This window comes from Shewanella sp. MSW (assembly GCF_007636515.1).
GTDB classification, from domain to species: Bacteria; Pseudomonadota; Gammaproteobacteria; order Enterobacterales; family Shewanellaceae; genus Shewanella; species Shewanella indica.
The window spans coordinates 52,167-70,653 of sequence record NZ_LVDR01000015.1 but is presented as its reverse complement, the minus strand read 5'-3'; the positions used below and the strand labels follow the sequence as shown (position 1 = coordinate 70,653).

Sequence of the window (18,487 nt, the reverse complement as noted above, 5' to 3'; positions counted from 1 at the left end):
TGGAAAATGACACGATTTTTTTCAGAGTTGGTGACCCAATCTATTTCCAGAGCCAGTGAGGCGACACTAAGCATCCTTGGTATAACGAATCCATCGCTTAGAAATCACTTGAGTGAACTCTTGTCGTCTGAGTGTGGTAATTCTCAGGCCATGCTCGCTCCGCCAGTGTTTGAGCACACTTTTGGTTGGGAGTCAGGTGACAGGGATATGGCACAGCTTTCAGGAGAACTGCTAGCCCCTGAGCTGGTTGATGCCCTGGATAATGAAACCAATGGACGCTATCGATTTAACAAGTCCATTAAGCCCTACACACATCAGTTAACAGCATGGCAAACCTTACTGGAAGAGCCGCCCAAATCAGTGGTTATTACTTCAGGCACGGGCTCAGGAAAAACGGAATGCTTCATGGTGCCTGTACTGCAGGATTTGTATCAGGAGTATTGTGCAGCTGAAACGCAATTAGTGGGGGTCAGAGCGCTTTTTTTGTATCCACTTAATGCGCTTATTAACTCTCAACAGGAACGCTTAGACGCTTGGACAAAGCATTTTAATGGGGGCATCCGTTACTGTTTATATAACGGGAATACAGAAAACAGTGAAAATAAAAAACGCCAGGAGCAAAAGCAACGTCCCAATGAAGTGCTGTCTCGTGAGCTGATGCGAAAATCACCAGCCCCCATTTTGGTGACAAACGGTACCATGCTTGAGTATATGCTTGTAAGGCAGGTTGACTCTCCGATAATTGATATTTCCCGCAAACAAAAATCACTCCGTTGGATTGTCCTTGATGAGGCCCACACCTATGTTGGCTCGCAAGCTGCTGAGTTGGCCTTACAACTAAGACGAGTACTGCAGGCGTTCGGTGTTGAAGCGAAGGATGTGCGCTTCGTCGCAACCTCTGCAACCATTGCCGGCGCAGAAGCGAGTGAACAATTGACGAAGTATCTCTCTGCGCTTGCTGGTGTGTCTCCAGAACAGGTAAAAGTCATTGATGGTAGGAGAATTATTCCTGAGCTTGACTTTGTCGATGGCGATTCGCTTAGTTTGAATGCGCTCGAGAGTATAGAACCATCTGGGCAACCCGTTGCCAAAGGTAAGCCCGATCCGGAAGTATCTAAAGCCAGATTTGGTGCGTTGTTAGCATCGCCTTTGGCGAAGACGTTGAGAGAGGTGTTGGTTGAAAGTAAAACGCCTCTCACCATCAATGAGATAGGGTTCAGAATTTCAAAGCGGCTTAACCAGGCGCCATTGTCCCAAGCTGAAATTCTGCGGTGGTTGGATTTGCTATCTGGTACAAAACCGTCGCTATCTCAGGAAGCGTTTATCAAAGTCAGGGCACATTTTTTTCAGCGAATGACCAATGGTCTCTGGGCTTGTATCGATAAAAAGTGTTTGCATAAGCAGGGCACTGCGCTGGAGCACGATTGGCCGTTCGGTTATGTCTACGCTGTCCAAACAAATCACTGCGAATGCGGTGCACCTGTATTTGAGTTGAGCTTTTGTGGTGACTGTAATGAACCTCATCTCATGGCCCGTGACCGAGGGGGTAAGTTGGTGCAGTGGAATGGCAACGAAGTTGACGAGTTCGCGCTGCAGCATGAATCTGCAGAGGACGAAACTTCGACGCAAGACAACGATGAGTCTTCGTCGCTGCCAGCCATTATCGCAGCAAAACCTGATACCAAAGGGATCTATCAGGATATTTTGCTTAGCAAAACCGGTGAGCTACATTCTTTTGATTCGGAGGGTTACCGGGTTGCTTTTGATGTGGGCGCTGAACTTACCTGCAGTCGCTGCGAATTTGGTGGAGCTAAACAGGGATTACCGTTCAGACGGGCCTTGTTGGGGGCACCATTTTACATCGCAAACGTTGTGCCGACCTTACTGGAGTTTTGTCCGGATTTCGATTCTGAAGATGATAAAAATAGCAAAATTGGGCCTCAGTCGCTGCCAGCCCGTGGTCGCCGATTGATAACCTTTACCGACAGTCGCCAGGGTACCGCCCGCTTGTCGGTACGGATGCAGCAGGAAGCTGAGCGTTCCAAACTGCGTGGCGCTGTGGTTGAGGTGTTAAAAGCTAAGCAATTAGAAAAGCCTGTCGATATTAATAAACCGGTAGAGGGGGTGACGTCCCAAGACCTGAGGCAGCAAGCTAACGAGTTGAAAAATATGGGGATGGAAGGAGCGGCATCTCTTCTCGAAGAACAAGCCAATGCTATGGATTCAGGCGTTGATCTGGTTCAAACAGTCGAAGTGGGGTGGCATGACATGGTGAAAGCGCTCGCCGGTAAGAGTGACTTTCAGGGCGCCATGCTGCTCTATAACCAATACATGTCACCAGAAGTGTTTAAACAAACCGATGGCAGTGTGAAATTGGCTGAAATGCTGCTTTTCCGCGAGTTTGTCCGTCGTCCTAAACGCCAGAATAGTTCTGAGACTCAGGGGCTCGTCAAAGTTGGCTACGCTGGTTTGGAAAGGATTACGCTTTGTCCGCCTCGCTGGGAAGAACATGGGCTAACTCTGGCTGATTGGCAAAGCTTTATCAAAGTATCCTTGGATTTCTATGTCCGTGAAAACACCTTTATCCGAGTGGAGGAAGGGGGGTGGCTGCGCTGGATTGGTACTCGATTCTCTTCGAAGAGCCTTAGAAGCCCTGACTCTGACGAGCATGATGAAGGTCGGATCAAAAAGTGGCCGCAGGTAAAAAGCGGACAGATGAATCGCTTGGTTAAGCTTCTATGTTTGGGGGCAAGCCTCAACATTGACTCTAACCGGGATAGAGATCTCATCAATGCATGGCTGAAATCGGCATGGCGTGATTTAACTGAAAAGGCAAGGGTGCTTGTTGCTGATGAAAACCGCTTTGCTCTCAATAGAGAAAAGTTAACTTTTTCATTTATCGACAATGCTTTTATTTGTCCGGTTACCAATAAACTGCTGGACACTACATTTAAAGGTTTCACGCCATATCTACCACGCAATATTCTTAACCCTGTTGATTATCAATGTGAAAAGGTCGCATTCCCGTCAATTTGGCATTTCGATGCATCTCAGTTCGATTTTCAGAAAGGATTATTCCATACACGAAAATTGGTTAGTCAAAATGAGCATGTGAAGTTGCTTCGAGAGCAAAATCTGTGGACGGATATTAACGATCGGGCTGTCGAAGGTGGTTTTTATTATCGTACAGCTGAACACTCGGCACAGCAAAGTGCAGAGCGACTACAAGACTACGAAGACAAGTTTAAATCGGGCAAAATCAATGTGCTGAACTGCTCCACCACCATGGAAATGGGTGTGGATATTGGCGGGATCTCTGCGGTGGTGATGAATAACGTACCACCGCACCCTGCCAATTACTTGCAGCGGGCAGGGCGTGCAGGCCGAAGCAAAGAATCCAGAGCCATGTCATACACCCTCTGTAAGGCAAACCCCCATGACCAAGCTGTTTTCTCAAAACCGACCTGGCCATTTGAAACAAAGATCACTGCGCCATACGTTGCGTTTAACTCGGAAAGACTGGTACAGCGTCATATTAACTCGATGCTATTAGCTGTTTTTCTGCGTGATGTTATTGGTTCAACCTCGACAGAGAAGACATCTTTGAACCTTGAGTGGTTTTATCTCCCACAGGATGGCTCGGTTTGCTCTCGTTTCCGTGACTGGCTGGCGAGCGATGCAGTTTGCTGGGATGGTGCAATACAGTCTTTGGTGCGCGGCACCGTACTGGCTGGATATCAACCATATCAACTCAGAGAGCATTCTGCTGAAGTACTGAATAAGCTGGAAAAGCAATGGCTAAAGGAATATCAATATCTTGAGTCAGAGCAAACGAGTGCATTACCTGAAAGCCCATATGCTTATCGGTTGAAACTTGAGAAAGCTCGGCTTTCCAAAGAGTATTTGCTGCGAGAATTGGCGTCGAAGTCATTTCTACCAGGATATGGATTTCCTACCGATGTTGTGAATTTTGACAACAACAACATTGAAGATTATCTGCGAAGCCGAAAAGAGGAAAAAACTGCCAAAGAGGAACGGGAAGATAACGTTTCACGTCTGCGTGGCTTGCCAAGTCGAAATCTTGCTGTAGCAATACGGGAATACGCTCCTGGAGCTGAAATAGTGCTTGATGGCCGGGTATTTCGTTCTGGGGGAATATCCTTGCATTGGCACAATGTTTCAGACTCAGGAGCAAAAGAGGCCCAGAAGTTTGATTTGGCTTGGCGCTGTGATTGTTGTGGTCAAACAGGCTTTGAAGAGGAAGTCACAGCATCTGAACTAAACATCGTGTGTACAAATCAAAGTTGCGGCCAACCGATAAAACTCCAACACATTCGTCGAGTATTGCAGCCTAACGGGTTTGTTACTGATTTTTATAGTTCACCTTCCAATGATGTTACCAGTCAGATGTTCATACCAGTGGAGCCTGCTTGGGTCTCGGTAGGTAAATATGCGACGGAAATATCGCTACCCAACACCAACATGGGCTATATGGTCTCTACTGCTGAAGGTACGGTTTTTAATCACAGTTCTGGACTGCATGGAAAAGGGTATGCCTTGTGTATGCAATGTGGTCGGGCCGAATCGTTGGACAAAAAAGGCGACTTTCCGCAAGCTTTATCGCCGTCTAAGCCACATAGACCATTGAAGGCGGCAAAGTTTGATAAACGGGGCGACCTCAATACGGAGTGTGATGGTTCAGGAACACTCATACAAGGTGTCCATTTGGGAAGTCACGCCAAAACCGATGTTTTCGAGTTGGTATTAAAACACCCTTTAAGAAACGAATACATTCCCGCTAATGCAGAAGGTAAGATTGTAGCGATGACGTTGGCAGTCGCACTCAGATCGGCTTTGGCAGATAAGCTCGGGATAGGTACTGGAGAACTTGGTTACGCCGTAAGGCCTGCAATAGTGGATAGCACTCGCGCAGTGTATGTTGTCCAGCTTTATGACATGGTAACAGGCGGCGCTGGATTTGCCAGTTCTGCAAATGTTCATATCCAGTCATTGATTAGCGCTATGGTAGAGAAATTAGCGTGTGATAAATGCCGGTCTGGCTGCAGTGAATGTCTACTTGAGTCAGATACACGGCATGACATCGATCTTATCGACCGAACGGTAGCCCTTGATTGGTTGGGTGCGGAATTTTCTTTTTATAATCAGATCCCTAATGAAATTAAAATCGCTGACGATGCCAAGTATCAACCTTTTTCAGTTGCTCATGTAATCAAGGAGCAGATTAATAAAGGTGCAAACAGCCTGACGCTTTGGCTAACCGGAGAGCTAAATGATTGGGATCTTAACCACCCTAATTTTAAGCGAACAATAAACACCTATTTGTCAGTGGATCAGGTTGAAGTGACTTTGGTGATACCTGAGACTGACATCGGGCGTGAACTGTCATATGAGTTGTGGACGTTGCAAATGTTAGGGGCAAAAATTGCGAATGGCGTGCCACCACAAGGTAACATAGTGGCTCAGCTGGCAGGAGAGTTGATGTTGATCACAGTTGCGTCAACTAATCCTGAAGACTCATTGCCGGGGAGTGGTTGGCTTAAAGCGGATTCATTGGTAGTAACGAGCGAAACGATTCTGGAATCGAAACTTGATATTATTGAATTCCTCGCCCCAGAAACTCGCACTATTGATGGTTCGGTCGAAATTGATAAAGAGCTCAATGGAAAATTGCTTCGCTTTGGAGAGGCATTTTGGATGCATTTGTTCAAACTTGAACCAAAACTAGTTGAACTTTTGAGCAATAAGGATGTTGAGGCTATCCATTATTCTGATAGATACATTCAGAGCCCCGCGACAATGTTGATGCTAACGCAAATTATTTCATCATTGTGCATTGTCAAACCAAGTATAAAAACGATAGCGCTTGATACGTTGTTCCACTCCAAAGAAAAGGTCGGAGTATGCTTGCACCACGACTGGAAAAACGAGGATGACTTTGTTGGTGCTTATCGTGAATGGTTGAAAGATAAGACGAATATCGCCCCAGACATCACTTGTCATAGTTCCCGCTTTGACATTGCACATCGCAGGCAGCTGCGTTTGCTACTTTCAGATGGTGAGAGCGTGGTAATCAAGTTAGATCAAGGTGTCGGTTATTGGTCTGTTAAAGATCCTTTTTCCAGACGGGCGGCAATTAGCTTTGACTTTGAGACAGATCTGAATAGTCAACTGCAGATGTTGAAATCATTGGAAGGTGAACTGGTTGTTCATAATTCAAGTGATTGGACAACTGATGTTTATTATCTGCACCAGTCTAAACATTAAATATTTATTGTTCCAAGTCAATAAGTGTACTTGAAAACTAATACACACGAAGTCCCCCAGTGAGGGGGCTTCGTGTATGCAGGCCTCTTCATCCAAACCTACGAAACGAAACCGACAAATTTCCCTTTAACGCTTCTTGAGGGTGTTCAAAATTCTGTGTCACGTTAAAAATCACAGATCGATGTGAGCATCCAGTCGTCCTTCAAAATGGATGGACAGCTGAGATAGCGTTAAATTCCAGTTTTGAATCGGGTGTGACCACCGCTCCTGAGCCTTCAATATACCGGCGTAGAGCAGTTTGAGTAGGCTTTGTTGCGTAATTCGGACAGGAAACCAAACCGCCTGAAATTGAGCAATTCCTATACAACATACTGAGTTTCAGGCATACCAAGCCCTGTAAGCTTGTTCAGCGCTTTGATCATGGCGTAAGTCTCGCCATCCTGAGCATTGTAACTTCTTGAGCTTAATTTCCCACCTAGCAGCTGTTTTACTCGGTACATTGCTGTCTCTGATAGCGAGCGCTTATGATAGCCATACCGCTTTTTCCACTTCTTGTTGGAGCCGTAGAGCTTTTGGCAACCTACCGCTAAGTTACGAGGATGCCCTTGTTCCCAGAAGGCTGCTCCCTCTCTTGGCGGGATGAGCGCAACAGCTCGCTTGACCCGTATGGCATCATGGCAATTCCTTGTGTCATAAGCACCATCTCCTGATATCTCAATGATTTTACGACGTGTCTGCTTAAGCAAGTTGGGAAGTACTTCGGCATCGGTTACGTTAGATAAGCTCAGCTCTGCTGCGACTATTTCGTGGGTGCTAGTATCTACTGCGATATGCAGCTTACGCCAAACCCTACGCTTCCCATCAGTACCATGCTTCTTGACCTTCCATTCACCTTCACCATAAACCTTGAGACCTGTGGCATCAATGGCTAGGTGTTGTATCGCACCTCTGGTTTTAGTTTTAAATGAAACCTCAACTTCCTTAGCGCGACGGCTTATGCAGGTGTAGTGCGGACAAACTAGCGGGATGTTAGCCAGCTTAAATACCGAGTCTAGAAATCCTTGCAGTGTTCTCAACGGCATAGAGAATATGCGTTTCACCATCAGTGCAGTAGTAATGGCTAAGTCGCTAAATTGACGAGGTCTGCCGCGCTTGCCTTGTTTGTTTTGCTTCCACTCGGCTATCGCTTCCTCATCAACCCAAAAGGTCAGAGAACCACGGTTTATTAAGGCTTTGTTGTACTGCGTCCAGTTAGTTGTTTTGTAACGAGGTTTAGGCATGAGGCTACGACGATTAATGGGTGTAGCCGATCAGATCGTAGCTTCTTGATTTAGTTCCATCGAATTAAGCAACAAAGCCATGCTTAATCGAAGCTTGCCTTCACTTATCGTTTTGATGCGACGGATAAATTTCCATCAGCAGCTGTCTCAATGTACTCACTCCACCAGTTCATCATAGGACGTCGCCGCTCCAGGAAGTCGGAGCGGTTATATGCCGCCCGTACTAAATTGGCATCGACATGTGACAACGCTGATTCGATGAGGTCAGATTCAAACCCTTCTTCATTGAGAATGGTGCTTGCTAAGGAGCGAAGACCATGGCTAACAAGTCTTCCTCCATACCCCATACGCTTTAATGCCATATTAGCAGTCTGTGTATTGCAGTGAGTTTTTGGATCTCTATCTGATGGAAATATAAATTCTCTGTGGCCACTTATCGGCTTGATGGCTTCGAGTATGCCGAGCATCTGTTGGGTAAGCGGAATAACGTGCACTCGACGCTTTTTCATCTTCTCTGCAGGTATTGTCCAAATTAGCTTCTCCAAATCTAATTCATCCCAGCGTGCAGTGGCGGCTTCAGAGGGACGTGTCATAGTGTGTAACTGCCACTCTATAAGACAGCGTGTTACACGTTTAATGGAAGCTTGGGAAAGCGAGCGCATGAGTTCGGGGAGCTCTGATGGAGCTAGGGTAGCCATGTTCTCTTTTTTGGGCTTCTTAAATGCAGTATGAATTTTTACTAACGGATTCGCTACGATGTAACCGGAGTTGACACCGTGGTTCATAATTTCATTTAGCCGCTGACTCAGGCGTTTAATGGTCTCTAAACTGCCTGAAGCCTCTATTGGTCGAAATAGCTTTATGACGTTCGGAGCAGTGATTTTAGTAAGTGGGGTGCTACCAAATTCAGGGAAAACATGTCTCTCTAATGAGCGCCAAGTTTTATTGGCATGATCTTCTGTTACTTCGTGCTTTTTAATCTCTAACCATTCAGCTGCAACATTCCTCAGCGTGTACATAGTTTCTTGTTTGTTTTTGAGTGATTCTTGTTCTCGTTTTTCTTTCGGGTCTACACCTGTTGCTACTAGTTGTCGGTATTCCAAAACTAACTCGCGCGCTTTCACAAGACAAATTTCAGGGTAGGGACCAATACCTATATTAACCCGCTTTTTGGTGATGGGATGATAATAGTTGAAGTTCCAAAGCTTAGAGCCGTTAGTTCTGACTCGTAGTTGTAACCCTCCACCATCAGATAAGACAATGTCCTTAGGGCCTGGCTTTTGATTCTTGATTTGGGTGTTGGTGAGACGAGTTGTGCTGGTGGCCATATTTACCCCCGATAGCCTCAAGTTGGATGATTTATAATCATGGTATTCCAAGAGTAAGTCAAATCACCTTGGAATACCGTTTGGGATACTAAAGCTGTGAGATTCAGTGAGACCACTTGATACGTCGTGGTACGCAAGTTGTTGATTTTGTTGTTTTATAGGCAATAAAAAAGACGTCCGAAGACGTCTTTTTACTTTGAATTGGTGGAGGCGGCGGGACTTGAACCCGCGTCCGAAAAACCTACGCTCAAGGCGCTACATGCTTAGTCTCTCTTTTATTTAACCGGTTGAACTCCGAAAGACAGGATTCCAAACGGTGAGCCTGGTACTGTTTCGCGGTTCACCCCCAGACAAGGTTCCCTCGCTAGCACTATGTAAGGTGACCATCAAATCCACTGCCCATGTGCGAGACCTGTGGTAGATGGCTAGCGGCCTTAAGCTGCTAGAGCGTAGTTATCGTCGTTTGCAACTATAACTGTGCGGCTTTTTACGAGGCCAACCGCCCCTCGGCATGCTCCCGGAGTTTCGCGAATCCCGTCGAATCCAGAATCGCCCCCGTGATGTATCGATTGTAACCCCTTTACCACCTGCTTACCAAGGCTTTAATTAGCAAAGGACAATCACTTGCTGGTTATCCGTACAATTGGCGTGCGAAATAACAGCAAATATCAGTTACTTGCTCTTCATGACCCGGGCTTTTTCGATAGCCCAGTCACGTTGTTTAATATCGTCGCGTTTATCGTGGGCTTTCTTGCCCTTACCCAAGCCTATCTCAACCTTGACCCAGGCCCCTTTACGCCAGTACATGGAGATGGGCACTATGGCGTAACCCTGCCTTTCAACCAAGCCGGCCAGACGGTCCAGTTCACGGCGATTAAGCAGCAGTTTACGCATGCGGGTTGGGTCGCAGACCACATGAGTCGATGCCGCGCTGAGTGGGGTGATATTACAGTTGTGCAGGAAGGCTTCGCCATTTTTCAGCATGACAAAGCTTTCCGACAGATTCACCTTGCCGGCGCGGATGGATTTGACCTCCCATCCCATTAGGGACAGACCGGCCTCGAATTTTTCATCGAAGCGATATTCAAAGGTCGCACGCTTGTTCCGGGCAATGGTTGCCGGAGCGTTTGCGGATTTTTTTGCATTCTTCTTAGCCATAGGCTGGCTATTATACGCAGCAGCAGCCAATTTGGAATTGGCCTGGAAGAATATTTTGAGTTGCGGGCAGTAGCTTAGGGTTTTGTTGCTGGCTTTTTGAGCGCTTACAGAGGTAGAACTCATTGCGATGGAACAAAGGATGCGTTTTTTGACCGGCATGCTAAAATCCGGGTCTGTTTTGAGTCAGCCAAGAGTATCAACCAACGGATGCCACAGATTTCCCGCAGTGTTCTGGTACGTTACAGTGCGATGCAGATGTACCAGCTAGTCAATGATGTCGAGTCCTATAAAGAGTTTCTCCCTGGTTGCGTTGGCGGCAAGGTGTTGGAGTTTGATGGCAAAACCATGCTGGCGTCGGTAGATATCAGTAAAGCCGGGATCAGCAAGACCTTTACCACCCGTAATCAGGTGGTGGAGGGTAAAAGTATTGAGCTGCAACTGGAGAATGGCCCTTTCAAGTATTTGACCGGTCATTGGTATTTTACTGAGTTGGCAGAAGATGCATGTAAGGTGGAGTTTGAGTTGAATTTTGAGTTCTCCAGCGCCTTGGTGGGTATGGCATTCGGCAAGGTATTCAAAGAGCTGGTTACCTCTATGGTTACGGCTTTTACTCAAAGGGCGAAGGAAGTATACAGTGGCAAGTGAACAGGAAAAATTCAGTGTCGATGTTATTTATGCCTTACCGACACAACAGAAAGTGATCAGTGTTTCCGTGACGCCGGGTACCAGTTTTATCGAGGCTGTGCGTCAGAGTAACATCCAGGCTTTTTTCCCTGAGATTGACTTGGAAACGGTGAAACTCGGCACCTTCAGCCGTCAGGTCAAACACGATGACGAAGTTGAACCCGGGCAGAGAATTGAAATCTATCGTCCTTTGATTGCCGACCCTAAAGAGGTACGCCGTAAGCGTGCCGAGAAGGCCGCGGAGGAAGGGCGGATCAATAAAGTGACCGGCGCCAAAATCAACTGAGTTACTTTGCTGAATCCAAGACATTAAAAAAGCGCCAACAGGCGCTTTTTTAATGTCTTGGATTCAAGTTTAGGCGTAAGCCATTACTTACGGTCCTGTTCGTGTTTATTCATTTTGGTTGGATCCTGCTCTTCAACCAAAGGTTTTTCATCGCCGCGTTGCTGTGGGATCTGCGGCGTCAGCTCAGGGCTGTTGGCCATTGGCAGGCTACTTTGTTCCAGCGGGGTATTGAATTCATTACTCAGTTCGTAATCCCCTGTGACCTTGGCCAATTGATCGCCACTAAAGTGCAGGATCAGTTCTTTATGGGTAATGCTGGCATCACGACCACTCTTGTAATGGTAAACATAGTACCAGGTATCATCCTTGAAGCTGTCCCGCAGTACAGGACGCCCAAGCACAAATTCCACCTGCTCCTTGGTCATGTCGATGCGTAGCTTTTCCACCTGCTGAGGCTCCATATAGTTGCCCTGTGGAATATCAGGCTTGTACACCAGCCAGTCAAAGACACTGCAGGCACTGAGTGAGAGGGTGAGCGCACTAACGCTCAGCAGGGTAAGACTTTGCTTTTTAATTGACATTGAATGTGCTACTTCATGAAAAACTGTCGGCCATAATACCCAAGCCCAGCCCGTGCTGACAAGGGCTATTGACTCGGCGCTTGAGGCTTCGACAACATAAAAGTGACTTGGTTCGTCTCGCTGTTGCAAAATTGTTGTTTTGGCTCAAATTAACCTCTGGAAAATAGAATAAATTCACGGGAGGGGCTTATTTTAGTCGCTTCGGACAAAATCGGTGCCAGATCGACTAACAAGAAATTTTGAACTCGCTTTACCGGCTTGCAATAAGCCTGCTGCAGCATTGAAAACCATTTGTATTTAAAAGACTTATTTTTAAATACGTTCAAAATTTCGGTTATCAAGGCCCATAAAGCTGGCTATACTGAAACTCCCGTGATAGGCCCAAGTAAAAGCTGCTTTGGGTCATTTAAATCATCCATGCCTTTTATCCCTGTATATAAGTGTGGCAAACAACAGCCTTCTATTGCTATTTGTTAAGGAGTCTCGATGGAACAGGCCGGCATCTTTACCTCAGTGCTCATGTTTTTGCTCGCTGCCGTGGTGTTGGTTCCACTTGGCAAGCGCTTTGGTATAGGCCCCATACTTTCTTACCTTGCCGCCGGTGTACTGCTTGGACCGGGCGGTATTGCTGTGGTTTCCGAGCCGGCAGCTGTGCTTCATTTTGCCGAGCTTGGGGTGATCCTCATGCTGTTTGTCATGGGGCTTGAATTGACTCCTGGCAAACTCTGGGAACTTCGCAGTGCCATATTCGGCCTCGGCAGTGGTCAGTTACTGCTGTCCTGGGCAGTGGTCAGCGCTTTGGCATTCGGTGTCGGGCTTTCCATCGAAGCCGCTATTATTGTTGGCGCAGCGCTATCCCTGTCTTCTACAGCATTTGCGGTGCAATTAATGAATGAGCAGCGACTGCTCACCACACCAGTAGGTCGTGACGCCTTTGGGGTGTTGCTGATGCAGGATCTGGCGGTGATCCCCATGATGCTGCTGATTGCCTATCTGTCGCCAAGCGGCGCCGATCCGGCTCATCATGCCGTGCCCTGGTATTGGACCTGTTTGGCGCTCTTGGGATTTTTGCTGGTGGGGAAATACCTGCTTCCCAAAGTATTGCAGTTGGTGGCGGCCAGTGGGGTGCGCGAAGTGCTGACGGCGTTTTCGTTATTGCTGGTGATGGGCAGCGCGGCGCTAATGGCCTGGCTAGGGCTTTCGGCCGGTATGGGGGCGTTTTTAGCCGGTATCATGCTGGCCAACTCGGGTTATCGCCATCAGCTTGAAACCGATATTGAGCCTTTCAAGGGCTTGCTTTTGGGGCTGTTTTTCATGGCTGTAGGCATGACCATGGATCTGGGCTTACTGCTGAAGGAGCCTTTGGCGTTGTTGGGGATCCTCTTTGGCATGCTGGCGGTGAAGACTTTGGTACTTATGTTGCTTGGGAAGTTTAGACACCATACCTGGCGCAGTGCCATGGTGTTGGGGTTGATCTTGGCCGAAGGCGGTGAATTTGCTTTTGTATTGCTTTCCCAGGCACAGTTGTCAGGGCTTTTATCTGAGAAAATCAGCCAGATGTTGGTATTGGCTATAGGCTTGTCGATGGCGATAACGCCTTATTTGCTGAAGTTGTTCAGGTTGCTTGGCAAACCGGTGGAAGCGAGCCGTTTACCTGATGTGATAGAAGGGTCAGAAAGTGAAGTGGTCATCGCCGGTTTTGGCCGTATGGGGCAGATCACCGGCCGTATTTTGGCATCCTCAGGGATCCCGTTTGTGGCGCTGGATAAAGATGCCCGCCATGTGGACGTGGTGCGCCAATTTGGTGGTGAAGTGTATTTTGGTGATGCCAAGCGGCTCGATATGCTGTTTTCGGCCGGTTTGCCCAAGGCGCGGGTGATCCTGGTAGCGGTCAACAATGTGGAAGATTCATTGCAGATAGTGACTCAGGTGAAGACGCACTTTCCCCATGTGGCCGTGGTCGCCAGGGCCCGTGACCGTAACCATGCCTATCGTTTGATGAGTCTTGGGGTGACGTCGGTATTTCGGGAAACCTTCGGTTCGGCCCTCAGTGCCAGTGAGAGTGTGTTGCAAACACTGGGACTCAGTCAGGTTCAAGCCAATGAGCGGGTGAAGATATTTGCCGAGCACGACAAGGCACAGGTTGAGGCCGGGGCCAAGCACAAGGATGATCTTAAGGCGCTTATTCGCTTGTCCAATAAGGGCAGGGCAGAGCTGGAGTCCTTGATGCGGGCTGATAAAGACAAGGGGCTATAATAGAAGGCGCGAACAAGTCCTATGTGCGGTCTGGGGTGGCGTACTGACCGGCAAGCTAAGCTTTACAACAGAGACCACCGCGAGGAATTATTCGTATTTTTTAAGCGTGGTCGGGTAAATGATAGCTTGTCTTAACATTCTTGCTTGGATGCTTGGATGCTTGGATGCTTGGATGCTTGGATGCTTGGATGCTTGGATGCTTGGTTTAAGTTTTGGGCAGTTTGTATTCGGCTTATGGTGAGTTTAGCTTGGTCAGGTTCTATACCCGCTCATTACTATCTCAAGCCTTATTGGAGTGACTGTTTCAAGCGTACGGTTGCAGTTTGGCGTGGATAAAGGGCTGATAGACATCAAAGAGGTACAAAAAATCCGATGACCAGAGGTCATCGGATTTGGACTTTTAACCACTTAGATTTAACGCTTGTCCAGTTCCACGAAGTCGCGGGAAGTCGCACCTGTGTAGAGCTGACGTGGACGGCTGATCTTGTGACCAGGCTGATCCAGCATTTCTTTCCAGTGGGCAATCCAGCCAACAGTACGAGCCAGGGCAAAGATAACGGTAAACATGGAGGTTGGAATACCAATCGCCTTCATGATGATACCTGAGTAGAAGTCGACGTTTGGATAGAGCTTCTTGGAGATGAAGTACTCATCTTCCAGGGCGATACGCTCAAGTTCCATGGCAACATCCAGCAGAGGGTCGTTAACCTTGAGTTCGGCCAGCACTTCGTGACAGGTTTCACGCATCACTTTGGCGCGTGGATCGAAGTTTTTGTAAACCCTGTGACCGAAGCCCATCAGACGGAAAGGATCATCCTTGTCTTTGGCGCGTTCGATAAACTCAGGGATGCGATCCACAGTACCGATTTCTTCCAGCATACGCAGACAAGCTTCGTTGGCACCACCATGGGCAGGTCCCCACAGCGAAGCGATACCGGCAGCGATACAGGCAAATGGGTTAGCACCCGAAGAGCCCGCCAGACGCACGGTTGAGGTTGAAGCGTTCTGCTCGTGATCGGCGTGCAGGATAAAGATGCGATCCATGGCACGTTCCACAATCGGGTTCACCTTGTATTCTTCACAAGGTACAGCGAACATCATCGACAGGAAGTTACCGGCATAGCTCAGGTCGTTGCGTGGGTACACGAACGGCTGTCCTATGGAGTACTTGTAGCACATGGCGGCAATGGTTGGCATCTTGGAAACCAGGCGGAAGGCTGCAATTTCACGATGACGGGCATCGTTGACATCCAAAGAGTCCTGATAGAAAGAAGACAAAGCGCCTGTCACGCCACAAAGCATGGCCATTGGGTGAGCGTCACGACGGAAGCCTCTGAAGAAGGAGGCCAACTGCTCGTGCACCATGGTATGAGTTTTAACTGTGTAGGCGAATTTTTCATACTCTGCCTTACTTGGCAGCTCGCCGTACAACAGCAGGTAACAGAGATCCAGGTAGTCGGATTCTGTCGCCAGTTGATCTATCGGATAGCCACGGTGTAACAATACACCCTGCGCACCATCGATATAGGTAATTGCAGATTCACAGGAGGCCGTCGCGAGAAATCCTGGATCAAAGGTAAAGTAGCCTTTACTGCCGAGTTTACTGATATCGATTACGTCGAAACCAGCAGTTCCTTGTTTCACTGGCAGTTCAATCGAGTCGTTCCCTGGTAATTCCAATTTGGCTTTTAAATCAGCCATACCCCGTTCTCCTTACTTCATTCTTATGTGAGTGCGGCATGTCAAACGGCCATTACTTTACAGCCAATCCAGATCACATTTCAATTTAAATAAGCGTTTAAATTCGTTAGACCATGGTATAGGTAAGACCAATTTCCCTGATAACACCAGCACTTATCCTGTAAAAAGGGCAAAAAAACAAAATTTGGATAATGTGATGTTTGTATTTGACATTTACGACGAGTATACTTGCTGCGGCTCGCAAGAGCTACAAACGGCGGGCTTGGTTAGCATATCACTAATTAACTAATTTTGTGTGTTGTCAACAAGTTAGCTTTTTGTTTCAACCTTCTATTGTGAAACCCTTCTCTGTGACTTCAGTCACAGAACTGTGTAAGAGCAAAATCGGTTCACATAACAAAAAAAATGCTCAATGGAGCTGAGTGAGCAGAACGTGAAAAAGCAAAGACCTGTCCATTTAGATCTGCAGACCATTCGCTTCCCGGCGACTGCAATTGTGTCCATTCTGCACCGGGTATCCGGTGTGATCATGCTGTTCGCTGTTGGTATACTCCTCTGGTTGCTGAACGCCTCGCTGGCGTCGGCCGAGAGTTTCCAAGGCGTACAATCTCTGTTAGACAACTTCGTGGTGAAGTTTATCCTGTGGGGCATTCTGACCGCACTGGCTTATCATTTGCTGGGCGGCTTGCGTCACCTGGTAATGGATACCGGTCGTTGGGAAGAGCTACCTTCGGGTAAGGCATCGGCCAAGGCAGTATTTGTCCTGACCGCAGTGTTTTCTGTATTAGCGGGGATCTGGGTATGGTAACCAATGCAGCGAGTTTTGGACGCAGTGGTGTTCATGACTTCATCCTATTACGCGCAAGTGCCGTCATTCTGGCCGTTTACACTATATTCCTGGTCGGATTTGCAGCTTGCAGTTCACCTCTCACCTACGATGTCTGGCATGGGCTGTTTGCTTCACTGCCGATGAAAGTCTTTACTCTGCTGGCGCTTATTGCGCTGCTTATCCATGCCTGGATCGGTATTTGGCAGGTACTGACTGACTACGTCAAAAACGTAGCACTGCGTGGGGTTTTACAGTTTGTCTTTGTCGTGACAGCCTTTACTTATCTGGCGTCGGGCATAGTAATAGTGTGGGGTGTTTAAGTGGCTATTCCAGTACGCGAGTTTGACGCTGTCGTGATTGGTGCCGGTGGTGCCGGCATGCGCGCAGCACTGCAGATTTCTCAAGAGGGCAAGAGCTGTGCGCTCCTGTCCAAGGTTTTTCCTACACGTTCTCACACGGTTTCGGCTCAGGGCGGGATCACTGTTGCTCTGGGTAATGCCCACGAGGACAACTGGGAACACCATATGTATGACACGGTAAAAGGTTCCGACTTCATCGGCGACCAGGATGCCATCGAGTACATGTGTCAGACCGGCCCTGAAGCGGTTATCGAGTTGGAGCAGATGGGTCTGCCATTCTCCCGCTTTGAAAACGGCACTATTTATCAGCGCCCTTTCGGCGGTCAATCCAAGAATTTCGGTGGTGAGCAGGCGGCTCGTACCGCGGCTGCGGCCGACCGTACCGGCCACGCGCTGCTACACTGCCTGTATCAGCAGAACGTTAAGAACAAGACTCAGGTATTTTCCGAGTGGTATGCCCTGGATCTGGTTAAAAACGAAGACGGTGCCATCGTAGGTTGTACTGCAATCGAAATTGAAACCGGTGAAATCGTTTACTTCAAAGCCAAGGCCACTGTATTGGCTACCGGCGGTGCCGGTCGTATCTTTGCTTCTACTACCAATGCTCACATCAACACAGGTGATGGTGTTGGTATGGCTGCCCGTGCCGGGGTTCAGCTGCAGGACATGGAAATGTGGCAGTTCCACCCAACCGGGATTGCCGGTGCCGGTGTTCTGGTGACTGAAGGTTGTCGTGGTGAGGGTGGTTACCTGCTCAATAAAGACGGCGAACGCTTCATGGAGCGCTATGCGCCCAACGCCAAAGACCTGGCTTCACGCGACGTGGTTGCCCGTTCCATGATGACAGAGATTCGTGAAGGCCGCGGTTGTGAAGGTCCTATGGGCCCACACCTGAAGCTGAAGCTGGACCATCTGGGCAAAGAAACCCTGGAAGCGCGTCTACCTGGTGTATGTGAACTATCCCGTACCTTTGCTCACATAGATCCCGCCGATGGCCCAATTCCGGTTATCCCAACTTGTCACTATATGATGGGTGGTTTGCCAACCAAGGTATCCGGTCAGGTGATCCATAAGAACGCCGATGGTACTGAAGAAGATATCAAGGGTCTGTTCGCCGTGGGCGAAATTGCTTGTGTATCGGTTCATGGTGCTAACCGTCTGGGTGGTAACTCACTGCTCGACTTGGTAGTGTTCGGTCGTGCAGCCGGTCAACATCTGGGTAAAGCGCTGGATGAAACCGCAGATCCCAAAGCTGCGACTGAAGCCGACATTCAGAAGTCTCTTGAGCGTCTGAATCGTTGGGAAAGCAATAAAGACGGTGAAGATCCGGCGGTTATCCGTAAAGATCTGCAGATGTGCATGCAACTGAACTTTTCGGTATTCCGTAGCGGTGATGCCATGGCCGAAGGCCTGAAAGAACTGCAGAAAATTCGTGAGCGTCTGGCCAATGCCAAGCTATCTGACAACTCCAGAGAGTTCAACACTCAGCGTATCGAGTGTTTGGAACTGGATAACCTGATGGCAACAGCTATCGCATCTGCTTACGCAGCCAACTTCCGTACCGAGAGCCGTGGTGCTCACAGCCGTGAAGACTTCCCTGAGCGTGATGACGCCAACTGGCTGTGTCACAGCCTGTTTGACCCAGTCAACGAAACCATGTCCACCCGTGAAGTGAACATGGCGCCCAAGACACGTGAAGCCTTCCCGCCGAAGAAGCGTACCTACTAAGGAGTTGCGAAG

At 48.2% G+C, this 18,487-nt stretch carries 12 protein-coding genes, 1 other RNA gene and 1 pseudogene; 7 read left to right on the top strand and 7 right to left on the bottom strand.

Annotated elements, in window-relative coordinates; genetic code table 11:
* Positions 1-6: 6 nt before the first annotated feature.
* Positions 7-6,285 carry a DEAD/DEAH box helicase gene (locus AYI96_RS15570; protein ID WP_144361933.1) on the top strand — a complete coding sequence of 2,093 codons (6,279 nt, stop codon included), beginning with the start codon at positions 7-9 and terminating at the stop codon, positions 6,283-6,285.
* A 171-nt stretch (positions 6,286-6,456) separates the two neighbouring features.
* Here the strand turns inward: AYI96_RS15570 and AYI96_RS15565 are convergent.
* From AYI96_RS15565 to smpB, 5 genes and pseudogenes are all read right to left on the bottom strand, one after another.
* A pseudogene (locus tag AYI96_RS15565) lies at positions 6,457-6,600 on the bottom strand (IS256 family transposase); the annotation flags it as partial.
* A 44-nt stretch (positions 6,601-6,644) separates the two neighbouring features.
* Positions 6,645-7,565 carry an IS5 family transposase gene (locus AYI96_RS15560; RefSeq protein WP_144361932.1) on the bottom strand — a complete coding sequence of 307 codons (921 nt, stop codon included), beginning with the start codon at positions 7,563-7,565 and terminating at the stop codon, positions 6,645-6,647.
* A 104-nt stretch (positions 7,566-7,669) separates the two neighbouring features.
* Complete coding sequence (locus AYI96_RS15555) at positions 7,670-8,893, bottom strand: integrase domain-containing protein (RefSeq protein ID WP_144361931.1); 1,224 nt, start codon at positions 8,891-8,893, stop codon at positions 7,670-7,672.
* Between the two features lie 202 nt (positions 8,894-9,095).
* Positions 9,096-9,450: a transfer-messenger RNA gene (gene ssrA / locus AYI96_RS15550) on the bottom strand.
* Between the two features lie 115 nt (positions 9,451-9,565).
* The gene (smpB, locus tag AYI96_RS15545) at positions 9,566-10,051 is read right to left on the bottom strand and encodes an SsrA-binding protein SmpB (protein ID WP_025009743.1); all 486 of its coding nucleotides are present in this window, start codon (positions 10,049-10,051) and stop codon (positions 9,566-9,568) included.
* Between the two features lie 207 nt (positions 10,052-10,258).
* On the opposite strand from smpB, the gene AYI96_RS15540 reads away from it, so the two are divergent.
* Positions 10,259-10,696 (top strand): SRPBCC family protein, encoded by a 438-nt coding sequence (locus AYI96_RS15540; RefSeq protein WP_144361930.1) that lies wholly within the window; start codon positions 10,259-10,261, stop codon positions 10,694-10,696.
* Positions 10,686-11,021, top strand: coding sequence for an RnfH family protein (locus AYI96_RS15535; protein ID WP_039032717.1), 336 nt, complete (start codon positions 10,686-10,688; stop codon positions 11,019-11,021). The genes AYI96_RS15540 and AYI96_RS15535 overlap by 11 nt, the downstream gene beginning before the upstream one ends.
* Positions 11,022-11,104: 83 nt before the next feature.
* Here the strand turns inward: AYI96_RS15535 and AYI96_RS15530 are convergent, their stop codons facing one another.
* On the bottom strand, positions 11,105-11,602 hold the full coding sequence (locus tag AYI96_RS15530; protein WP_039032718.1) for an outer membrane protein assembly factor BamE: 498 nt from the start codon (positions 11,600-11,602) through the stop codon (positions 11,105-11,107).
* A 486-nt stretch (positions 11,603-12,088) separates the two neighbouring features.
* Between AYI96_RS15530 and AYI96_RS15525 the strand changes: the two genes are divergently transcribed.
* The gene (locus AYI96_RS15525; protein ID WP_039032719.1) at positions 12,089-13,858 is read left to right on the top strand and encodes a monovalent cation:proton antiporter-2 (CPA2) family protein; all 1,770 of its coding nucleotides are present in this window, start codon (positions 12,089-12,091) and stop codon (positions 13,856-13,858) included.
* Positions 13,859-14,272: 414 nt separating this feature from the next.
* Here AYI96_RS15525 and AYI96_RS15520 read toward each other — a convergent pair whose 3' ends face one another.
* Complete coding sequence (locus AYI96_RS15520; RefSeq protein ID WP_039032720.1) at positions 14,273-15,559, bottom strand: citrate synthase; 1,287 nt, start codon at positions 15,557-15,559, stop codon at positions 14,273-14,275.
* A gap of 412 nt (positions 15,560-15,971) precedes the next feature.
* Here AYI96_RS15520 and sdhC point away from each other — a divergent pair, with 412 nt between their 5' ends.
* Genes sdhC through sdhA form a run of 3 tightly spaced genes read left to right on the top strand, consistent with a single transcriptional unit; the run spans position 15,972 to position 18,475 of the window.
* A complete protein-coding gene (sdhC, locus tag AYI96_RS15515; RefSeq protein ID WP_025011017.1) occupies positions 15,972-16,367 on the top strand; it encodes a succinate dehydrogenase cytochrome b556 subunit in 396 nt (131 codons plus the stop codon).
* On the top strand, positions 16,361-16,708 hold the full coding sequence (gene sdhD, locus AYI96_RS15510; protein WP_039032721.1) for a succinate dehydrogenase, hydrophobic membrane anchor protein: 348 nt from the start codon (positions 16,361-16,363) through the stop codon (positions 16,706-16,708). The genes sdhC and sdhD overlap by 7 nt, the downstream gene beginning before the upstream one ends.
* Positions 16,709-18,475: a succinate dehydrogenase flavoprotein subunit gene (gene sdhA / locus AYI96_RS15505; RefSeq protein WP_071477404.1), complete on the top strand. Its 1,767-nt coding sequence runs from the start codon at positions 16,709-16,711 to the stop codon at positions 18,473-18,475.
* The last annotated feature ends 12 nt before the right edge of the window (positions 18,476-18,487 follow it).